Source organism: Oceanibaculum indicum P24, from assembly GCF_000299935.1.
Classification (GTDB): domain Bacteria; phylum Pseudomonadota; class Alphaproteobacteria; order Oceanibaculales; family Oceanibaculaceae; genus Oceanibaculum; species Oceanibaculum indicum.
This window is the reverse complement of sequence record NZ_AMRL01000027.1, coordinates 1-17,583: the sequence shown is the minus strand read 5'-3', so window position 1 is coordinate 17,583 and position 17,583 is coordinate 1. Positions and strand designations below refer to the sequence as shown.

The window sequence follows — 17,583 nt, the reverse complement described above, 5'->3', positions numbered from 1 at the left end:
CGGCCCCAAGCCCCATGGGTGCCGGGAATCCAGGGTTCAGCTTACTCGGGCGGGCATCCAGCAAGCCGAGGCCTGGACCCCCGCAACAAGTGCGGGGGTGACGGACAGAGAGGCGGAGGGTGTAGGAGAGATAAATCCCCTCACCTTGGCAGGTCGGCGGCGCGGGCGACGAGGCGCACCGGCATCGGCTCGCGCTTGCCGCGGATCGCGACATCCTCAAGCGGGTGGGCCTCTAGCCCGGCGCCGGCCTCCATCACGGCAAGCGCGACCAGCGCCTGCGAAACAGCCAGCTGCGCGTCGCGTTCCTTGGCGATGCTTTCCAGCCGGCTGGCGGTGTTCACCGCATCGCCGATGGCGGTCAGCGCCATCGCCGGGCCATAGCCCATCACGCCGACGATGGCCGGCCCGACATGCAGCCCCATGGCCAGGCGCAGCGGTTCCTTCAACTCGTGCGACAGTGCCTGGTTCAGCCGGTCCAGCCCCTCGCCGATGGCGCGCGCGGCGGCCAGCGCCTGGCGGCAGGCCAGCGCCGGGTCGGCGCCGTCTTCCGCGCCGAACAGCGCCATCACGCCATCGCCGATGAATTTGTCGATGCGCCCGCCGGCACTGGTGATGGCCTGTCCGGTCTCGGCGAAATAGCGGTTCAGCAGGAACACCGTGTCGAAGGGCAGCCGGTCCTCCGACAGCTTCGTGTAGCCGCGCAGATCGGCGAACAGGATCGCCACCTGCTGCTCCCGCCCGCCGGACTCGCGTCCGGCGCGCAGCGCATCGCGGGCGCTGGCGGCGGCCGGCAGCAGCGGCGTCACCTGCACATCGCCGGCGGGCTTCGCCTGGCAGGCCAGCCGCACCTTCGGCGGGGCGGCGATCCGGCGCAGCACGCGCGCCTCCTCCGGTGCCGGCGGCGGCAGGCACTCCTCGCCGGCATCGATCCGCACCCGGCAGGTGGAACAGCGTCCGCGCCCGCCGCAGACCGAGGCATGCGGCCGGCCGGCAATGCGGCTTGCCTCCAGGATCGTGGTGCCAGGGGCGATGTGGCAGACCCCGCCATCGGGATAGCGCACGCTGGCCCCCTTGCGGCGCAGCCCCGCCAGCCGCCGCGCGCCTCGTCCCAGCAGCGCCAGCGCGATGCCGCCGAGGAACAGTTGTTGACCGGTCTCCGCCGCATTGCGGATGCGCGCCCAGCCTGCCGCATCGGGATAGTCGATGGTCTGCTTGTAGCTTTCCAGCCACATCGGCGTCTCGGCCAGCGCGATCACCTGCAGCCCGCCCTGCACGAAGCCCAGCAGCGCCAGCACCGGCAGCAGCAGGGCGATCGTATAGAGCGCCGGAACGGCCCTCGGATACCAGGGCCGGATGCGCAGCCAGTAATGCAGGCCGATGCAGGCATGCAGCCAGGCGGTCAGCAGCAGCGCGATCTGCAGCACCGCGCCATAGGGCCGCTCCACCCACAGCAGCAGCAGGACATAGGCGTAGGTATCGTCCACCCCGGCCAGGGTGAAGCCGAAATGCGTGTCGAACACATGGCCGACCAGGATCGGCGGGATCGACAGGCCCAGCGCCATCTGCGCCAGCTCCCAGGGCGGCACGCGCAGGATCGGCCGGCGCTTGTAGAGCGACCAGAGGCCGAGCGCCAGATGCGTCAGCAGCGCGCCATACAGCACATACATCGCGGTCTTGGCGCGCCAGAACGCCATGAAATAGAGTCTGCCCTGCTCCATCGCCTCCAGCGAGATCAGGCCGAGGGAATGGTTCAGGAAATGCGTGATGACGAAAAACGCCAGCACGAGCCCGCTGCCCAGCCGGATACGCCGGACCAGCGCGGCGCCATCGATGGCTTTCTTTGTGGCCTCCGCCGCCGCCATGTCCTAGGGTCTCCGGCTTAAAAGCCCTGCCGGTTGCGGGGCTGTCGCCAAGATTTTGCCACAAGCTCTTGAAAAATAGCGCTGCATTCGTAAATCAGCGGGTCGAAAAGTGAAGGTCGCCGTCCCGTGGGGGGAAGCAGGTACGGCCGGGAACGAAACGCTGAAGGCGCAAAAGGCGGAACAGGGGGAGCGGTCAGTGACCGAGATGATCAAAGTCAGCGGATTGGCGAAACATTTCGGGCCGATCCGCGCCGTTGACGGCATTTCCTTCGCCGTCGCCAGGGGGGAGGTGCTGGGCTTCCTCGGCCCCAATGGCGCCGGCAAATCCACCACCATGAAGATGATAACCGGCTTTCTGGAGCCGACCGGGGGCAGCGCCGAGGTGTGCGGCTTCGATGTCGGCCGCCAGCCGATCGAAGTGAAGCGCCGCATCGGCTACCTGCCGGAAGGTGCGCCGGCCTATGGCGACATGACGCCGCTAGGGTTCCTTGGATTCTGCGCCGATGTGCGCGGGCTGAAGGGCGCCGACCGCAAGGCGAAGATCGAGGCCGCCATCGACCGCACCACGCTGGGCGGCGTGCTGTATCAGCCGATCGACACGCTGTCCAAGGGCTTCAAGCGCCGCGTCGGGCTCGCGCAGGCGCTGCTGCATGACCCCGAGGTGCTGGTGCTGGACGAGCCGACCGACGGTCTCGACCCCAACCAGAAGCATGAGGTGCGCACGCTGATCGGCAGCATGGCGAAGGACAAGGCCATCATCATCTCGACCCACATCCTGGAGGAGGTGGACGCGCTGTGCAGCCGCGCCGTCGTGATTGCCGGCGGGCAGATCGTCGCCGACGGTACCCCAGCTGAGCTGGAAGCGCGGTCGCGCCTGCATAACGCGGTCACGGTGCGGCTGAAGAAGAGTGCTCTGCCCGCCGCCCGCAAGGCGCTGGCGGATATTCCGGGCGCGGCCGGCCTGGAGGAGGGGGATGGCACGCTGACCGTGCTGGCCCAGCGCCGCAAGACCATCCTGCCGGCGGTCAGCCAGGCGCTGCGCGATGCCGATATCGCGGCGGACGAAATCCGGCTGGAGCGCGGCCGCCTCGATGAGGTGTTCCGCGACATCACCAATCCGAAAAAGACCGGGGAACAGGGCTAAAGCGATGGGTGTCTGGGCAATCTTCAAGCGCGAGCTGGCGAGCTATTTCCTGACGCCGCTGGCCTATATCTTCATCGTCATCTTCCTGATGCTGACGGCGACCTTCACCTTCTTCGTCGGCAGTTTCTTCGAGGCCGGGCAGGCCAGCCTGCAGGGTTTCTTCGGCTTCCATCCCTGGCTCTATCTCGTGCTGACGCCGGCGGTGGCGATGCGGCTGTGGGCGGAGGAGCGCAAGAGCGGCACGCTGGAGCTGCTGCTGACCCTGCCGGTCTCCATCGGCAGCGCGGTTGCCGGCAAGTTCCTCGCCGCCTGGGCCTTCACGACAATCGCGTTGGCGCTGACCTTCCCGCTGTGGATCACCGTCAATTATCTGGGCGATCCGGATAATGGCGTGATCCTGGCATCCTATATCGGCAGCGCGCTGCTGGCCGGCGCCTATCTGGCGCTGGGCTCGGCCCTGTCCGCGCTGACCCGCAACCAGATCATCGCCTTCGTGCTGACGGCGGCAGTCGGTGTCCTCTTCGTCTCCGCCGGCTCCTCGCTGGTGCTGTCTTTCTTCACCGGCTGGGCGCCAGCGCCGATGCTGGAGGCGCTGCGCTCCTTCAGCTTCCTGGCGCATTTCCAGGACATCACGCGCGGCGTCATCGATCTGCGCGACGTCATTTTCTATCTCTCGGCGATCCTGGCCTTCCTGTGGGCCACGGCGCTGCTGGTCGATCTGAAGAAGGGGCGCTGAACCATGGCCAAGACCCCGCAAACCCGTTCCTCTCTTGTGCGTCCTTCCTATGCCTGGCTGTCGCTGGCGCTGGTCGCGCTGCTGTTCGTCGCGGTCAATGTCTATTCCAGCGTCACCTTCACCTCGGCCCGGCTCGACCTGACTGAGGACCGGCTCTACACCCTGTCGTCCGGCACGCGCGAGACGCTGTCGAAGATCGAGGAGCCGATCACCCTGCGCTTCTTCTTCTCCGAGCGGCTGGGGCGCGAGCTGCCGGCCTATGCCGCCTATGGCCAGCGCGTGCGCAACCTGCTGCAGGAATACGCCAATCTGGCCGGCGGGAAGATCCAGCTGGAGATTTTCGACCCCGAGCCCTTCTCGACCGTGGAGGACCGCGCGGTCAGCTTCGGGCTGCAGGGCGTGCCCATCGACCAGTCCGGCGAGCAGGTCTATTTCGGCCTGGTCGGCACCAACCTGACCGATGACGAGCAGGTCATCCCCTTCTTCCAGCCGGAGCGCGAGCGCTTCCTGGAGTATGACCTGACCCGCATCGTGAACAATCTGGCCAACCCGGAACGCAAGGTGGTCGGCATGATCGCCGGCCTGCCGCTGGAAGGGCGCTTCATGCCCGGCGGGCAGGTCGCCCCGCCCTGGACGATCCTGCAGCAGATGCGACAGGTCTTTCAGGTGCGCACCATCGGCACCGCCATCGACCGGGTGGCGCCGGATGTCGATGTGCTGTTCGTCGTGCATCCGAAGAACCTGCCGGAAAAGACGCTCTACGCCATCGACCAGTTCATGATGGCCGGCGGCCGCGCGATCTTCTTCGTCGATCCCTATTCCGAGGCTGACGCCACTATCCCCGATCCGTCGGGCCAGCCGAAGCTGGATACGGCCAGCGCGCTGCCCGCCCTGTTCGATAAATGGGGTGTCACCGTCTCGCAGGGCGAGGTGGTCGGTGACCGCCGCGCCGCGCGCCGGGTGAATGCCGGCGCCGGCAGCCAGGTGGTGCCGGTCGATTTCGTGGTCTGGCTGAATCTGCAGCGCGGCAACATCAATCAGGATTTGCCGGTCACCGGTGAGTTGCAGCGCCTGTCCATGGCCAGCGCCGGCGCGGTCGGGCTGGCGGAGGGTGCCGGCCTCACCATGACGCCGCTGATCACCACCAGCCCGGAATCGATGATGATCCCGGTGGACCGGCTGCGGCCGCGCCCCGATCCGCAGGGGCTGCTGCGCGAGTACAAGCCGGGCGGTGAGGCGAAGGTGCTGGCCGCGCGCTTCCAGGGCCGGCTCGCGACCGCCTTCCCGGACGGCCGTCCGGTGCCCGAAGGCGAGACCCCAGGAGATGCTGGGGCGCCGAAGGAGCTGCCGGAGTTCCGCACCGAATCGCAGGGCGAGGCGATGTTCGCGGTAATCGCCGATACCGACCTGCTGGATGACCGATTCTGGGTCCAGGTGCAGGATTTCTTCGGCCAGCAGGTGGTCACGCCGTTCGCCAACAATGGCGACTTCGTCATGAACCTGCTGGAGAGCCTGTCAGGCAGTTCGGCGCTGGTCGATCTGCGCGGGCGCGGCATGATCGCCCGGCCCTTCACGGTGATCGAGGAAATGCGCCGCGAGGCCGACCAGCGCTTCCGCGCGCAGGAGGAGGCGCTGCAGGAACGCCTGCAGGCCTCGCTGGCCCGGCTGGAGGAGCTGCGCTCCAAGGACGCGCCCGGCGGCGGTGCCATCCTGACCAACGCGCAGCGCGCCGAGATCGCCAAGATTCAGGAGGATATTCTGGAGGCGCGGCGTGAGCTGCGCACCGTGCAGCGCTCCCTGCGCGAGGATATCGACGCGCTGCAGACCCGCCTGCTGTTCCTGAATATCGGTCTGGTGCCGCTGCTCGTGGTGCTGGCCGCTATCCTTGTCGGCCTCGCCCGCGCCGCCCGGCGCCGGCGAGGGGCGATTTCCGCAACGCCTTCGGGGAAAGGAGCATCCGCATGACCGCCCGCGGCTTCTGGATCCTGTTCGTCGTGACCCTGCTCGCGGTCGGCGCCGCCGGCCATGCCGCCTGGCAGCGCCACGCTGCGGCCATCGGCAGCGTCAGCGCCGAGCCGGTGTTCCCCAACCTGACCGACCGGCTGAACGAGGTTGCCGCCATCCAGCTGGAGGATCGCCGCGACAGCGTGACGCTGGTCCGGGCCGGCGAGGGCTGGGTAGTCGAGAATGCGCATAATTACCCGGCGCGCGGCGAGGCGGTGCGCGCGCTGCTGCTGGCGCTTGCCGACATGCGGATTGTCGAGGCCAAGACCGAGCGGCCGGAGATGTTCGCCCGGCTGGAGGTCGAGCCGCTGGATGCGGAAGAGGCGCGCTCCCGCCGGGTCACCGTGCTGGATGGCGCCGGCAAGGTGCTGGCGGAGCTGATCGTCGGCAAGAAGCGCTTCGGCCAAGGCGGTCAGCCTGACGCGCATTATGTGCGCCGGCCCGATGGCGGGCAGGCCTTCCTGGCGGAAAGCCGGCTCGACCCGCGCACCGAGGCCATCGACTGGCTGGACCGGCGCATCGCCGACGTGTCGCGCGGCCGGGTGAAGCAGGTGGTCATTGATCATCCTGAGGGTGGCAGCCTGACGGTCGCCAAGGACAGCCGCGAGGGCAATGAGTTCCGCATCGTCGATCTGCCCGAGGGCATGAAGGTGGAGAACCAGTTCACCGTGAACGCCACCGCCGGCACGCTGGACAAGCTGGTGTTCGACGCCGTGATGCCGGCCGAGGGGATCGCGCTGCAGGAGGCGGTGACGCGCTACACCACCTTCGACGGGCTGGCCGTGACCATCGGCTTTGCTGAGCGCGATGGCAAGCTGTGGACACGCTACACCGCTGCCGCGCTGCCCGATGCCGCGGACGAGGTGAAGGCGGAAGCCGCCGAGATCAATGCGCGGGCTGAGGGCTGGGCCTACCGGCTGGCCGACTTCAAGAACGAGCAGCTGCGCCGCAAGCTGGAGGACCTGGCGAAGAAGCAGGAAGGCTCCTCGTGAGCGACCAAACTGGGCTCACCATCTGGGGCCGGCGCAGCGCCTTCAACGTGCAGAAGGTGATGTGGCTGATTGGCGAACTGGACATCCCGCACACCCATATCGATGCCGGGGGCGATGCCGGCGGGCTGGATACGCCGGAATTCCGCGCGATGAACCCGCATGGCAGGGTGCCGGTGATCCGCGATGCTGCCCGTGATGGGGGTGGCACGGTGATCTGGGAATCCCACACCATCCTGCGCTATCTGGCGGCGGTGTACGGCAAGGAGTCCTTCTGGCACGACGATCCGGCGGCCCGGTCCCGTGACGAGTGCTGGATGGACTGGTCGGCCACCGCCCTGCAGCCGGCTTTCCTCTCCGGCCTGTTCTGGGGCTATTACCGCACGCCGGAGGACAGGCGCGACTGGACCGCGATCCGGGTGAAGCAGGATGCCTGCGCCCAATATATGCGCGTGCTGGACGCCGAGCTTGCGGACCGGCCCTATCTCTCCGGCGACCGGCTGGGGCTGGCCGACATCCCGGCGGGGGCCTGCCTGTTCCGCTATTTCGGCATGGGGCTGGACTATCCCGAGGTGCCGAATGTCCAGGCCTGGTTCGCCCGGCTTCAGGAGCGCCCGGCCTATCGGGCGCATGTCATGCTGCCTTTCGATAACCTCTACGGACGGCTGGCGTTCTAGCCCGGCACGCATCGCCACGCCACCATAGGTGGTGGAGCAACCGGGTATGGCCGCAAAATACCGCTGGATTGCCGGGGGCGCTGCTGGCATTCTCTTGCCCGCCCTGTCCGGGCGTTGCGCAAAGGGTTCCGCATGCCACCCTACAACAGTGTGATCGCAGCACTTTCCGCGTTCTACATCACCGTTCTTGCGCTCGCCTTCTGGAATCTGGGCCTGCATGTCTATGCGACGATGGCTGGCTATGACGCCATATTCGATGGCGATGCCCCCTTCATCCTGCTGTTCGGCAGCTATCTGCGCCCCTTCGATCTGGAAGGCATGGCGATCCGCGACGCGGTGATCGCCACCACCGGCTTCGTGATCGCCGTCACTGCGCTGTTCGTCGTCGTCATGGTGATGCTGGCGCAGCTCGCCCACCGGCGGCGGCGGCTGATGGTGCTGGGCCAGTTGAACATCGTGCGGCCGGGCAGCCCGCTGATCGTGCCGCTGGGCGACGAGGCCGAGCCGGACCGGGTCTATCAGCTGGAGATCGACCTCGAAGTGCCGCGCCCCGGCCATACGCAGATGGTGCGCGATCTGCTGCCCGACCTGCGCCCGGCATTGGAGGGGGAGCTTTCCGCCCTGGCGCAGGGCCGGCTCGTGCAGCTGACCAAGGGCGAGGTGGAAGTCTTCCTGACGGCGACGGCGCAGGAAATCTCCGACGGCATGATCAACCGGGTGCGGGTGCGCCGGGCGAATTTCGTGATCGCGCCGGAACTGGCGGCGAGCCGGGCGAAGGCGCAGGAGAACGCGGCGGAGTCTGACACGGTCGCGGCTGGCGCTTTGGCCGGATCGACCCCCGCCATGCCGATCCCCGGGGCACTATCCTGCGTGGCGGCGGCCGAAAGCCCGTCGAGCGCTGCCGCATAACGGCCTTAAGCCTGTAAGGCGCCTTGACTCTTTGCGACCCGGCCTCATTATCAGGAAGCGCGGAAATGCGGATTTCTGCCCTTCGACATGGATACGGAAAGCGATGAGCGCAGGCTGGAAGATTCTGGCGGGGCTGCTGGTACTGGCTGCCGCAGGCGGCGGGGTGGCCTATCATCTGAAGGCTGAGCGGTCCGCCGCGGTAGCCCAAAGTGCGAATGGCCAGACCGCAAAACCCGCGCCGCAGCAGAATGCCGGCCCGCCAGTCGAGGTCGCCGAGGTGACCGTCGATACGGTGCGTACGGAAATCACTGCCGTCGGCTCGCTGCTGCCGAACGAGGCGGTGACGATCCAGCCGGAAATCTCTGGCCGAATCTCGCGCATCCTGTTCGAGGATGTGCAGCGCGTTGAGCGCGGCGCCCCGCTGGTCGAGCTGGACAAGGATATCCTCCAGGCCGAACTCGCCCAGGCGCAGGCCAACCTGTCGCTTTCCAAGGCTAATTACGACCGGGCCGACACGCTGTTGAAGCAGGGCACCGGCACGGTGCGCGCGCGCGACGAGGCGGTTGCCCGGCTGCGCTCCGACGAGGCCGGTGTCGATCTCGCCAAGGCGCGGCTGGACAAGGCGACGATCCGCGCGCCCTTCTCCGGCGTGCTGGGTCTGCGCAGCATCAGCCTCGGCCGTTATGTGACGCCGGCTGATACTATTGTAACCTTGCAGCAGATCGATCCGCTGAAGGCGGAATTCCGGGTGCCGGAAGTCTATCTGACGGCGGTCCGCGTCGGCCAGAAGATCGAGATGACCGCCAACGCGCTGGCCGGCCAGAGCTTCACCGGCGAAATCTACGCCATCGACCCGCAGATCGATGTGAATGGCCGCTCGCTGCGCATCCGCGCGCTGGTGCCCAACCCCGATCTCGCCCTGTCGCCCGGCCTGTTCATCCGCCTGACCATCATTGCCGAGACCCGGCCGGATGCCGTGCTGGTGCCGGAATCCTCGGTCACGCCGGTCGGCCAGAAGCGCTTCGTCTATCGGCTGGTCGAGGATAAGGCGGTGCTGACCGAGGTGCAGCTTGGCGAGCGCCGGCCCGGCCTGGTCGAGGTGCTGTCCGGGCTGAAGCCGAAGGACGTCGTGGTCGTCGCCGGGCAGCTCCGGCTGCGCGATGGCATCAAGGTCGATGTGGTCGGTCGTGGCGCGCCGGTCGCCGGCACTGGCCGCACCGCCCCCGGCAGCTAAGGGGAGCGGCCCTTGAACCTGTTCGAGCTTTGCGTCAGGCGTCCGGTCTTCGCGACCGTCATGAGCCTGATGATCCTGCTGGTCGGCATGGTCAGCTACGACCGTCTGCCGGTCCGCGAATATCCCAACATCGACGAGCCTGTCGTCTCCGTGCGTACCGATTATCTGGGCGCCAGCGCGGAGATCATCGAATCGCAGGTGACGCAGGTGCTGGAAAGCTCGATTTCCGGCATCGAGGGCATCGAGACCATCATCTCCCGGAGCCGGCAGGAACGCTCCGACATCACCATCCGCTTCCGCCTCGGCACCGACCCGGATGTCGCGGCCAGCGACGTGCGCGACCGGGTGAGCCGCGTGCGCGGCCGCCTGCCGGAGGAGATCGAGGAGCCGGTGATCTCCAAGGTGGAGGCCGATGCCTCGCCGATCCTGTTCGTCGGCTTCTCCGCGCCGGGCCGCTCCTCCATGGAGCTGACGGACTATGCCGACCGCTTCTTCGTGGACCGGCTGCAGACCCTGCCGGGCCTCGCCGAGGTGCGCATCTATGGCGAGCGCCGCTTCTCCATGCGGGTGTGGATCGACCGCGCCAAGCTGGCCGGCTACAACCTGACCGTCCAGGATGTCGAGAACGCGCTGCGCCAGCAGAATGTGGAAATCCCGTCCGGGCGCATCGAGAGTCTCAGCCGCGAATTCACCGTGCTGTCGCGCACCAACCTGGTGACGCCGGAGCAGTTCGAGAACATCGTGCTGAAGGAGGCGAACGGCTTCCAGGTGAAGCTGCGCGATGTCGGCCGTGCGGAGCTGGGACCGGCCGATAACCGCCGTGTCTCGCGCTATAATGGCGTGAACTCGCTGACGCTGGGCATCGTGAAGCAGGCGACCGCCAACCCGCTGGAAGTCTCCAAGGCGGTGCGCGCCGAACTGCCGAAGATCGTCGCCGACCTGCCGCCCGACATGCAGGCGGAAGTGGCCTTCGACACCTCGGTCTTCATCGAGCGGTCGATCGACAATGTGTTCACCACCATCATCGAGGCGGTGGTGCTGGTCGTGCTGGTGATCTTCTTCTTCCTGCGCAGCCTGCGCGCGACCATCATCCCGATGGTCACCATCCCGGTCTCGCTGATCGGCGCCTTCATCTTCATGTTCGCCATGGGTTTCAGCATCAACACGCTGACCCTGCTGGCGATGGTGCTGGCCATCGGCCTGGTGGTGGACGACGCCATCGTCGTGCTGGAAAACGTCCACCGCCATCTGGAGATGGGCAAGACGCCGTTCGGCGCCGCCATCGTCGGCACCAAGGAGATCGCCTTCGCGGTCATCGCCATGACGATGACGCTGGCCGCCGTGTTCACGCCGGTGGCCTTCGCCGAGGGCCGCACCGGCCGGCTGTTCATCGAGTTCGCGCTGGCGCTGGCCGGCGCTGTCGTGGTGTCGGGCTTCGTGGCGCTGACGCTGACGCCGATGATGTGCTCCAAGATGCTGAAGGCGCACGAATCGCACGGTCGCCTCTATAATCTGCTGGAAGGGGCGTTCAACAGCTTCGCCAATGGCTATCGCCGGCTGCTGATCGGCTCGCTGAAGGTGCGCTTCCTCGTGGTGCTGGTCGGCCTGGGTGTCGCCGGGTCGAGCTATTTCCTGTTCACGAACCTGAAGTCGGAACTGGCGCCGACCGAGGATCGCGGCACCATCAACGTGTTCTCCAGCGCGCCGGAAGGGGCGACGCTGGAATTCGCCGATCACTACGCCCAGAAGTTCGAGAAGATGCTGCTGGACACGCCGGAGGTGGAGGGCGCCATCGTCATCACCGGCTTCCCCGATGTCACCCAGTCGGTCTCCTTCGCGCGCCTGAAGAACTGGGAGGATCGCGACCGCAAGCAGCAGACAGTGGTGGAGGAGCTGCAGAAGAAGCTGGCGAAGATTGCCGGCATCCGCGCCTTCGCCATCAACCGCCCGGCCTTTGGTCAGAATTCGCGCGAGCGGCCGATCCAGTTCGTGCTGCAGACGACGGCCAGCTATCAGGAGCTGGAAGGCTATCTGGAACTGGTGATGAAGGAGGCGCGGGAATATCCGGGCTTCGTCAACCTCGACGACGATCTGAAGCTGAACAAGCCGCAGCTCGATATTGATGTGGACCGCGAGAAGGCAGCCGATCTCGGCATCCCCATCTCGGTCATCGGGCGCACGCTGGAAACCCTGCTGGGCGGGCGCCAGGTCACGCGCTTCAACATGAATGGCGAGCAGTATGACGTGATCGTCCAGGTCGAGGATGCGGACCGCCGCACGCCGGGCGATCTGTCGGGCATCTATCTGCGAACGCCGCGCGGCGAGATGGTGCAGTTTTCCAACCTCGCGAAGGTGGAGGAGGTGGTCGCCCCGCGTGAGCTGAACCGCTTCAACCAGCTGCGCTCCGCCACCATCACCGCCAACCTGGCGCCGGGCTACGCGCTGGGCGAGGGGCTGGTGTTCCTGGAGGAGACGGCGGCGCGCGTACTGCCGGCCAATGTGCAGACCGACCTGAATGGCCAGTCGCGCGAATTCCGCCAGGCCGGCCAGGCGCTCTATGTCATCTTCCTGCTGGCGCTGGCCTTCATCTATCTGGTGCTGGCGGCGCAGTTCGAGAGCTTCGTCGATCCGCTGATCATCATCCTGACCGTGCCGCTGTCGCTGACCGGCGCGCTGGCAGCGCTGTATTTCACCGGCAACACGATCAACATCTACAGCCAGATCGGATTGATCACGCTGGTCGGGCTGATCACCAAGCACGGCATCCTGATCGTGGAGTTCGCCAACCAGCTGCAGGAACGCGGCATGAAGCTGCGCGAGGCGGTGGTGGAATCCGCCGTGCTGCGGCTGCGCCCGATCCTGATGACGACGGGCGCCATGGTGCTGGGCGCGGTGCCGCTGGCGGTGGCCACCGGTGCCGGCGCGGAAAGCCGCCAGGCCATCGGCTGGGTGATCGTCGGCGGCATGACCTGCGGCACGATCCTCACCCTGTTCGTGGTGCCGACCATCTATACGCTGCTGACCCGCCAGCGCGGCGGCGAGGCGCCGGAAATCCTGGCCGATCCACAGAAGCCCGTCCCCAGCCCGGCAGAGTGACCGGGGGCGTAAGGGAAGCGGAAATACCCCGCACGGTTGATCCTGGCCCATCCGCATTGTAGCACTGTCGGAAAGCGTGCCGCGCCGATGGCGCCAGAGGAGGGCTCTCCAGGCCATGCCCGCCAGGGACAACCGCATTGCCGTGTCGCGGGACGGCCGGACTGTCGTGCTGACCCTGTCCGGCAGCTGGACCATGACGGGACAGCCGCCGCGCCTGCGCGACCTGCTGGCCCAGCCCGCAGAGGCCGAGGGCACCACCCTGACCGTCCGGGTGCGCGATCTGGAGCGCTGGGACGCAACCCTTCCCGCTTTCCTCTATGCGCTGAAGGCGGAGGCCGCCCGCCGCGGCCAGAAGCTCCGCCTGGACGGGCTGCCCGAATCGCTGACGGCTGCCCTTGAACTTGCCGACAAGTCGGACCGGCCCGCGCCCCGCAACAAAGCATCGGATGGCGGCTTCGCCAGCCGGGTCGGCCTCGGCACGCTGGCTGAACTGCGCCGCCTGCGCACCGTCGTCGGATTCCTCGGCGATGTGATGCTGGAGCTGTTTGCGCCCCGGCGTGGCGTACGCCAGCGCCCGCGCGCGGCGGAGACGCTGGCACTGTTCCGCGATGCCGGTGCCGGCACGCTGGCCATCGTTTCCATCGTCACCCTGCTGGTCGGCGCCATCCTTGCCTTTGTCGGCGCGGTGCAGCTGCGCAATTTCGGCGCCGGCATCCTGGTCGCCGATCTGGTCGGCATCGCCATGGCGCGCGAACTGGCGGCGGTGATGACCGCCATCGTGGTGGCCGGGCGGACAGGTGCTTCCTATGCCGCGCGGCTGGCCGCCATGCAGGGCAATGAGGAGATCGACGCGCTGAAGACGCTGGGCATCTCGCCTGTCGCCTATCTGGTGGTGCCGCGCGTGCTGGCGCTCTCGGCGATGATGCCGCTGCTCTACATCTATGGCACTGCGATGGGCCTGCTGGGCGGCATGCTGATCGCCATCGGCGTGCTCGACCTCAGCACCGTTGCCTATCTGGAGCAGACGCGCGGCGCCATCGGGGGCGCCAATTTCGCGCTCGGCTTCGTGAAGAGCATCACCTTCGGGCTGCTGGTCGCCGCGGTCGGCTGCCGCTGCGGGCTGGCGGCGGGGCGCAGTGCCGCCGATGTCGGCAAGGCGGCGACGGATGCCGTGGTCATCTCCATCGTCGGCATCATCCTGCTCGATGCCGTCTTTGCGGTGTGCGCCAATGCGCTCGACATCTGAAACCGGCGTGAAACCCGCCCTGTCGGTGCGCGGCCTCACCATGGCCTATGGCGATGTGGTGGTGCAGCGCGCGGTGGAGTTCGATGTCGCGCGCGGCGAGATCTTCGTCATCATGGGCGGCAGCGGTTGCGGCAAGAGCACCCTCTTGAAGCATCTGATCGGCCTTCATCGTCCCGCCGCTGGCGAAATCCTGTATGATGGCGATACCCCGCTGGAGGGGCTGGGGGATATTGCCCGGCGTTTCGGGGTGCTGTTCCAGGGCGGTGCGCTCTGGTCGTCGATGACGGTGGGGGAGAATGTCGCCCTGCCGCTGGAGATATTCACGGGGCTGGGGAGGGAAGAGATCGCCGCCATGGTCGCCTTCAAGCTGGCGCTGGTCGGGCTCGCCGGGCGGGAGGATCTGTATCCTGCCTCGCTCAGCGGCGGCATGCGCAAGCGTGCCGGCCTGGCGCGGGCGCTGGCGCTGGACCCGGACATCCTGTTCCTCGACGAGCCGTCGGCCGGCCTCGACCCGATCAGTTCGCGCCGGCTCGATGACCTCATCCTGCAGATCAGGGACATGCTGGGGACCACCATCGTGATGGTGACGCACGAGCTGGCCAGCATCTTCGCCGTGGCTGACAAGGCGATCTTCCTGGACGCGGAAACCAAGGTGCCGTCGGCGATCGGCCATCCGCAGGCGATGCTCGACACATCCGACAACAAGACGGTGCAGGCCTTCCTGCGCCGCGAGGCCTGAGCGGGGCGCCATGGCAGTCGGAACGGAACGCAAGGGGGCGGTGCTGGTCGGCGGCTTCGTGATCGCCGCCATTGCCCTCGCCGTCGCGGCGGCACTGTTCTTCGGCGCCGGCCGGCTGTGGGAGCAGCGGCTTATCGCCGTCAGCTATTTCGATGGCTCGGTCGGCGGCCTCAGCATCGGCGCGCCGGTCAGCTTCCGCGGCGTGCCGGTGGGCCGGGTGGAGCGTATCCAGCTGCAGATATCGCCCGGCGAAGCCTCGGCCCAGATCGCCGTCTATATGTCACTGGAAACCGATGTGGTGCGCCTGCCGAACGGCAACCAGGCGATGCTGCAGGTGCCGGATTTCGACAAGCTGGGCGAACTGGGCCTGCGCGCCCAGCTGGTGACGCTCAGCCTGATCACTGGCCAGCTCGGCGTGCAGCTGGATTTCCGTCCGGAGACGCCGGAGCGGCTGTTGGCGCTGGATGATTCAGTGCCGGAGATCGCCTCGATCCGCTCGGAAATCCAGGCGGTGAAGGACACGATTGCGGAACTGCCGCTGCGCGAGGCGGTGGACAAGCTGATCGGCACGCTGACCGCCGTGCAGCGCCTCGCCGACATCGCTGCCGAGGAAATGGGCGGCATGTCCGGCCGGGTCGGCACGACGATGGACCGGCTGGATGACAGCCTCGACATGGCAACGGTGGTGCTGCTGGGGCTGGAGGAGGAGGTGCGCACCGCGCTGCGCTCCGTCACCGCGCTCAGCGATGGGGCGGGAGAGGAAGTCGGTGCCACGGCGGCGGATGTGCGCAAGGTGCTGGAGAATGCCGACCGCACCCTGGCGCAGCTTTCCGCCCTGACCGAGACGTTGAACCAGACCGTCGATGGCCGTTCGGTGCTGCGGCAGGATGCGGAATCGGCGATCCGCGATCTGGCGGTGGCCACGCGGGCGCTGCGCAGCTTCGCCGAAGCCATCGAGCGGGACCCCAACCTTCTGATCCTCGGGCGGTGAGCGAGATGCGGACCATGTTTCTGACCCGGCTTTCCTGCTTCTTCCTGCTGGTCCTGCTGCTGGCCGGCTGCACCGGCGGGCCGCGCCCCGATCCGCGCGTCGTCGTGCTGTCTAGCACGGCGGCCGCCGTACCGGCGACGGAGACGCGGATGGGGCGCATCGAGGTCGCGGAATATCTGCAGCGCCGCCATCCGGTCTGGCGGATGTCGGAAACCCAGCTGGTGGAGCGCCGTGGCCAGTATTGGGGCGAGCGCCTTGAGGCCGGCATCCGCCGCGTGCTGGAGGCGGAGCTGGGCGCGCTGCGGCCAACCATGCCGGCTGGCGCGCTCTATGATGTACGGATCGACAGGTTCGAGCCGGCGCCGGATGGCCAGGTGGCGCTGTGGGCCGGCTGGCAGCTTTCCGCTGGGGCAGGCGAGGCGCTGCGCAGCGGCCGGTTCCAGGCTTCGGAGGCGCTATCGCCCGGCACCGGCGATGGCGCGGAAGCCGCTGCCATGGCGGCGGCGATGAGCCGGCTGCTGGGCCAGCTTGCGCAGGAGATGGCGGCACGCTAGGCCGGAGATGGGCACAAAAAAAACCGGGCCTGTGCTCAGGTCCCGGTCCGGTTCGCTTCAACAGCAGAAAATGGCGCGCCCGAGAAGATTCGAACTCCTAACCTTCTGATCCGTAGTCAGATGCTCTATCCAGTTGAGCTACGGGCGCTTTGTCGTCCGGGAAGGCCGTGGTGGCGGGCCACCCCCCAGCGAGGCGCGCACACTACTCAAAGCCTCCGGTAAACGCAATAGGCTATTGCGCGGAAAATCGCGGGTCCTGCCCGGCGTCGGAAAACGCCGCTGGAGAGCAGTAATTCGCAGGCTCCGGGGCAGGAATATGCGTTTGTTCGTCAGCTTTTCCGGCCCGCTGGCGGTGTTGCGGGTTAAATCAGCTTGTGACACTGCCGGGCTTTCGGTAGTATCGACGCAAAATTAAGCGGTTAGCGCGCGTTGCTGCAAAGATTCGATTAATTCGGGACATTCGATTAAATCGGGACTGGGCAGGGCGGCGTTTCGGGGGTTACGGTCTGCTGACCGCAGTCGGGGACAATAGAAACAAGCATGTGGCAGTCTGGAATGACAAAGTCCCGTTCATGGACAGGTCTTGTGGGGGCAGCGCTGCTACTCTCTGGATGTTCCTTCACGTCGGACACGCTGTGGCCGACCTTGACGGGCGAAAATCCGGCGGGCGGTAGCCAGGGGCAACAGGTCGCGATCGAGCCGTCTCCCGCTGAACGCAACGCTCAGCCGGTTCTCGGCGCGCCACCGCCGGCGCTTGGCAGCACCGATTTCAGGATCGAGCCGCCGCGCCCGGGCCAGCCGACCGGCACCTATGTCGGGCAGAAGGTGCAGGAACTGCGCGAAGATCTGCGCCGCCTGCAAAGCTCGATTGCGCAGCACAATGATTCGCTGCAGCAGATCCGCAACACCATCGAGCAGAACGCCTCCGCCTATCACGGCATGGTCGCGGCGATCAATGCGCGCCTGCAGGTCGGCACCACGCCGGGCAACCCGGTGCTGGTCCAGCAGTGGGACCAGTCGCAGCGCCAGCTTGAGACGCTGAACAATGATGTCGGCCGGATGAACGAGCTGGCCAACCGCGCCGCTGCCGACAGCAACCTGTCGGCCTATCTGCTGCAATCCACGCGGGCGGCCTATGGCCTGTCCGGCGCGGTCGAGGAAGATCACCGCCAGCTGGGCATCCTGGAAGACGATGTGAACCGCACCGTGGTGCTGATCGACCGTCTGCTGAACGAGATGACCGACGATGTGCGCCGCCAGTCGGCCTATATCAGCAACGAGCGCGGCAATCTCCAGACCCTGGCGCTCGGCATCAAGAATGGCCAGCTCTACGGTTCCAGCCTCGCCAACCGGGCCTTCATACCGGCGATGGGCGTGGCCAGCACCGGCGGCCTGCCGGCGC

The 17,583-nt window shown here is 67.1% G+C and carries 13 protein-coding genes, 1 tRNA gene and 1 pseudogene; 13 read left to right on the top strand and 2 right to left on the bottom strand.

The features are described from left to right. Positions 1-140: 140 nt before the first annotated feature. Positions 141-1,862 carry an adenylate/guanylate cyclase domain-containing protein gene (locus P24_RS15940; protein WP_008945773.1) on the bottom strand — a complete coding sequence of 574 codons (1,722 nt, stop codon included), beginning with the start codon at positions 1,860-1,862 and terminating at the stop codon, positions 141-143. Between the two features lie 205 nt (positions 1,863-2,067). Between P24_RS15940 and P24_RS15935 the strand changes: the two genes are divergently transcribed. The 12 genes from P24_RS15935 (at position 2,068) to P24_RS15880 (ending at position 16,181) form a co-directional block, all read left to right on the top strand. Next, entirely contained in the window at positions 2,068-3,006 is a 939-nt protein-coding gene (locus tag P24_RS15935; protein ID WP_040708097.1) for an ATP-binding cassette domain-containing protein, read from the top strand. 4 nt (positions 3,007-3,010) lie between these two features. After that, the gene (locus P24_RS15930) at positions 3,011-3,742 is read left to right on the top strand and encodes an ABC transporter permease (RefSeq protein ID WP_008945771.1); all 732 of its coding nucleotides are present in this window, start codon (positions 3,011-3,013) and stop codon (positions 3,740-3,742) included. 3 nt (positions 3,743-3,745) lie between these two features. Next, positions 3,746-5,707, top strand: coding sequence for a GldG family protein (locus tag P24_RS15925; RefSeq protein ID WP_008945770.1), 1,962 nt, complete (start codon positions 3,746-3,748; stop codon positions 5,705-5,707). Next, positions 5,704-6,738, top strand: a complete 1,035-nt coding sequence (locus P24_RS15920) for a DUF4340 domain-containing protein (protein WP_008945769.1) — start codon at positions 5,704-5,706, stop codon at positions 6,736-6,738. Before P24_RS15925 ends, P24_RS15920 begins: the two co-directional genes overlap by 4 nt. Next, a complete protein-coding gene (locus tag P24_RS15915; RefSeq protein WP_008945768.1) occupies positions 6,735-7,412 on the top strand; it encodes a glutathione S-transferase family protein in 678 nt (225 codons plus the stop codon). Before P24_RS15920 ends, P24_RS15915 begins: the two co-directional genes overlap by 4 nt. 132 nt (positions 7,413-7,544) lie before the next feature. Further along, the gene (locus P24_RS15910) at positions 7,545-8,321 is read left to right on the top strand and encodes a hypothetical protein (RefSeq protein ID WP_008945767.1); all 777 of its coding nucleotides are present in this window, start codon (positions 7,545-7,547) and stop codon (positions 8,319-8,321) included. 103 nt (positions 8,322-8,424) lie between these two features. Beyond that, complete coding sequence (locus P24_RS15905; RefSeq protein ID WP_008945766.1) at positions 8,425-9,555, top strand: efflux RND transporter periplasmic adaptor subunit; 1,131 nt, start codon at positions 8,425-8,427, stop codon at positions 9,553-9,555. Between the two features lie 12 nt (positions 9,556-9,567). Further along, positions 9,568-12,651: an efflux RND transporter permease subunit gene (locus P24_RS15900; RefSeq protein ID WP_008945765.1), complete on the top strand. Its 3,084-nt coding sequence runs from the start codon at positions 9,568-9,570 to the stop codon at positions 12,649-12,651. Between the two features lie 115 nt (positions 12,652-12,766). Next, the gene (locus P24_RS15895; protein ID WP_008945764.1) at positions 12,767-13,897 is read left to right on the top strand and encodes an ABC transporter permease; all 1,131 of its coding nucleotides are present in this window, start codon (positions 12,767-12,769) and stop codon (positions 13,895-13,897) included. After that, a complete protein-coding gene (locus tag P24_RS15890; protein ID WP_008945763.1) occupies positions 13,881-14,636 on the top strand; it encodes an ABC transporter ATP-binding protein in 756 nt (251 codons plus the stop codon). Before P24_RS15895 ends, P24_RS15890 begins: the two co-directional genes overlap by 17 nt. 10 nt (positions 14,637-14,646) lie before the next feature. After that, positions 14,647-15,627 (top strand): MlaD family protein, encoded by a 981-nt coding sequence (locus tag P24_RS15885; protein WP_008945762.1) that lies wholly within the window; start codon positions 14,647-14,649, stop codon positions 15,625-15,627. A 5-nt stretch (positions 15,628-15,632) separates the two neighbouring features. Further along, the gene (locus P24_RS15880; RefSeq protein ID WP_156816347.1) at positions 15,633-16,181 is read left to right on the top strand and encodes a PqiC family protein; all 549 of its coding nucleotides are present in this window, start codon (positions 15,633-15,635) and stop codon (positions 16,179-16,181) included. A gap of 71 nt (positions 16,182-16,252) precedes the next feature. Here P24_RS15880 and P24_RS15875 read toward each other — a convergent pair. Continuing rightward, positions 16,253-16,329, bottom strand: a tRNA-Arg gene (locus P24_RS15875). A gap of 497 nt (positions 16,330-16,826) precedes the next feature. On the opposite strand from P24_RS15875, the pseudogene P24_RS15870 reads away from it, so the two are divergent. Beyond that, positions 16,827-17,583 (top strand): annotated as a pseudogene (locus P24_RS15870) (hypothetical protein); the annotation flags it as partial.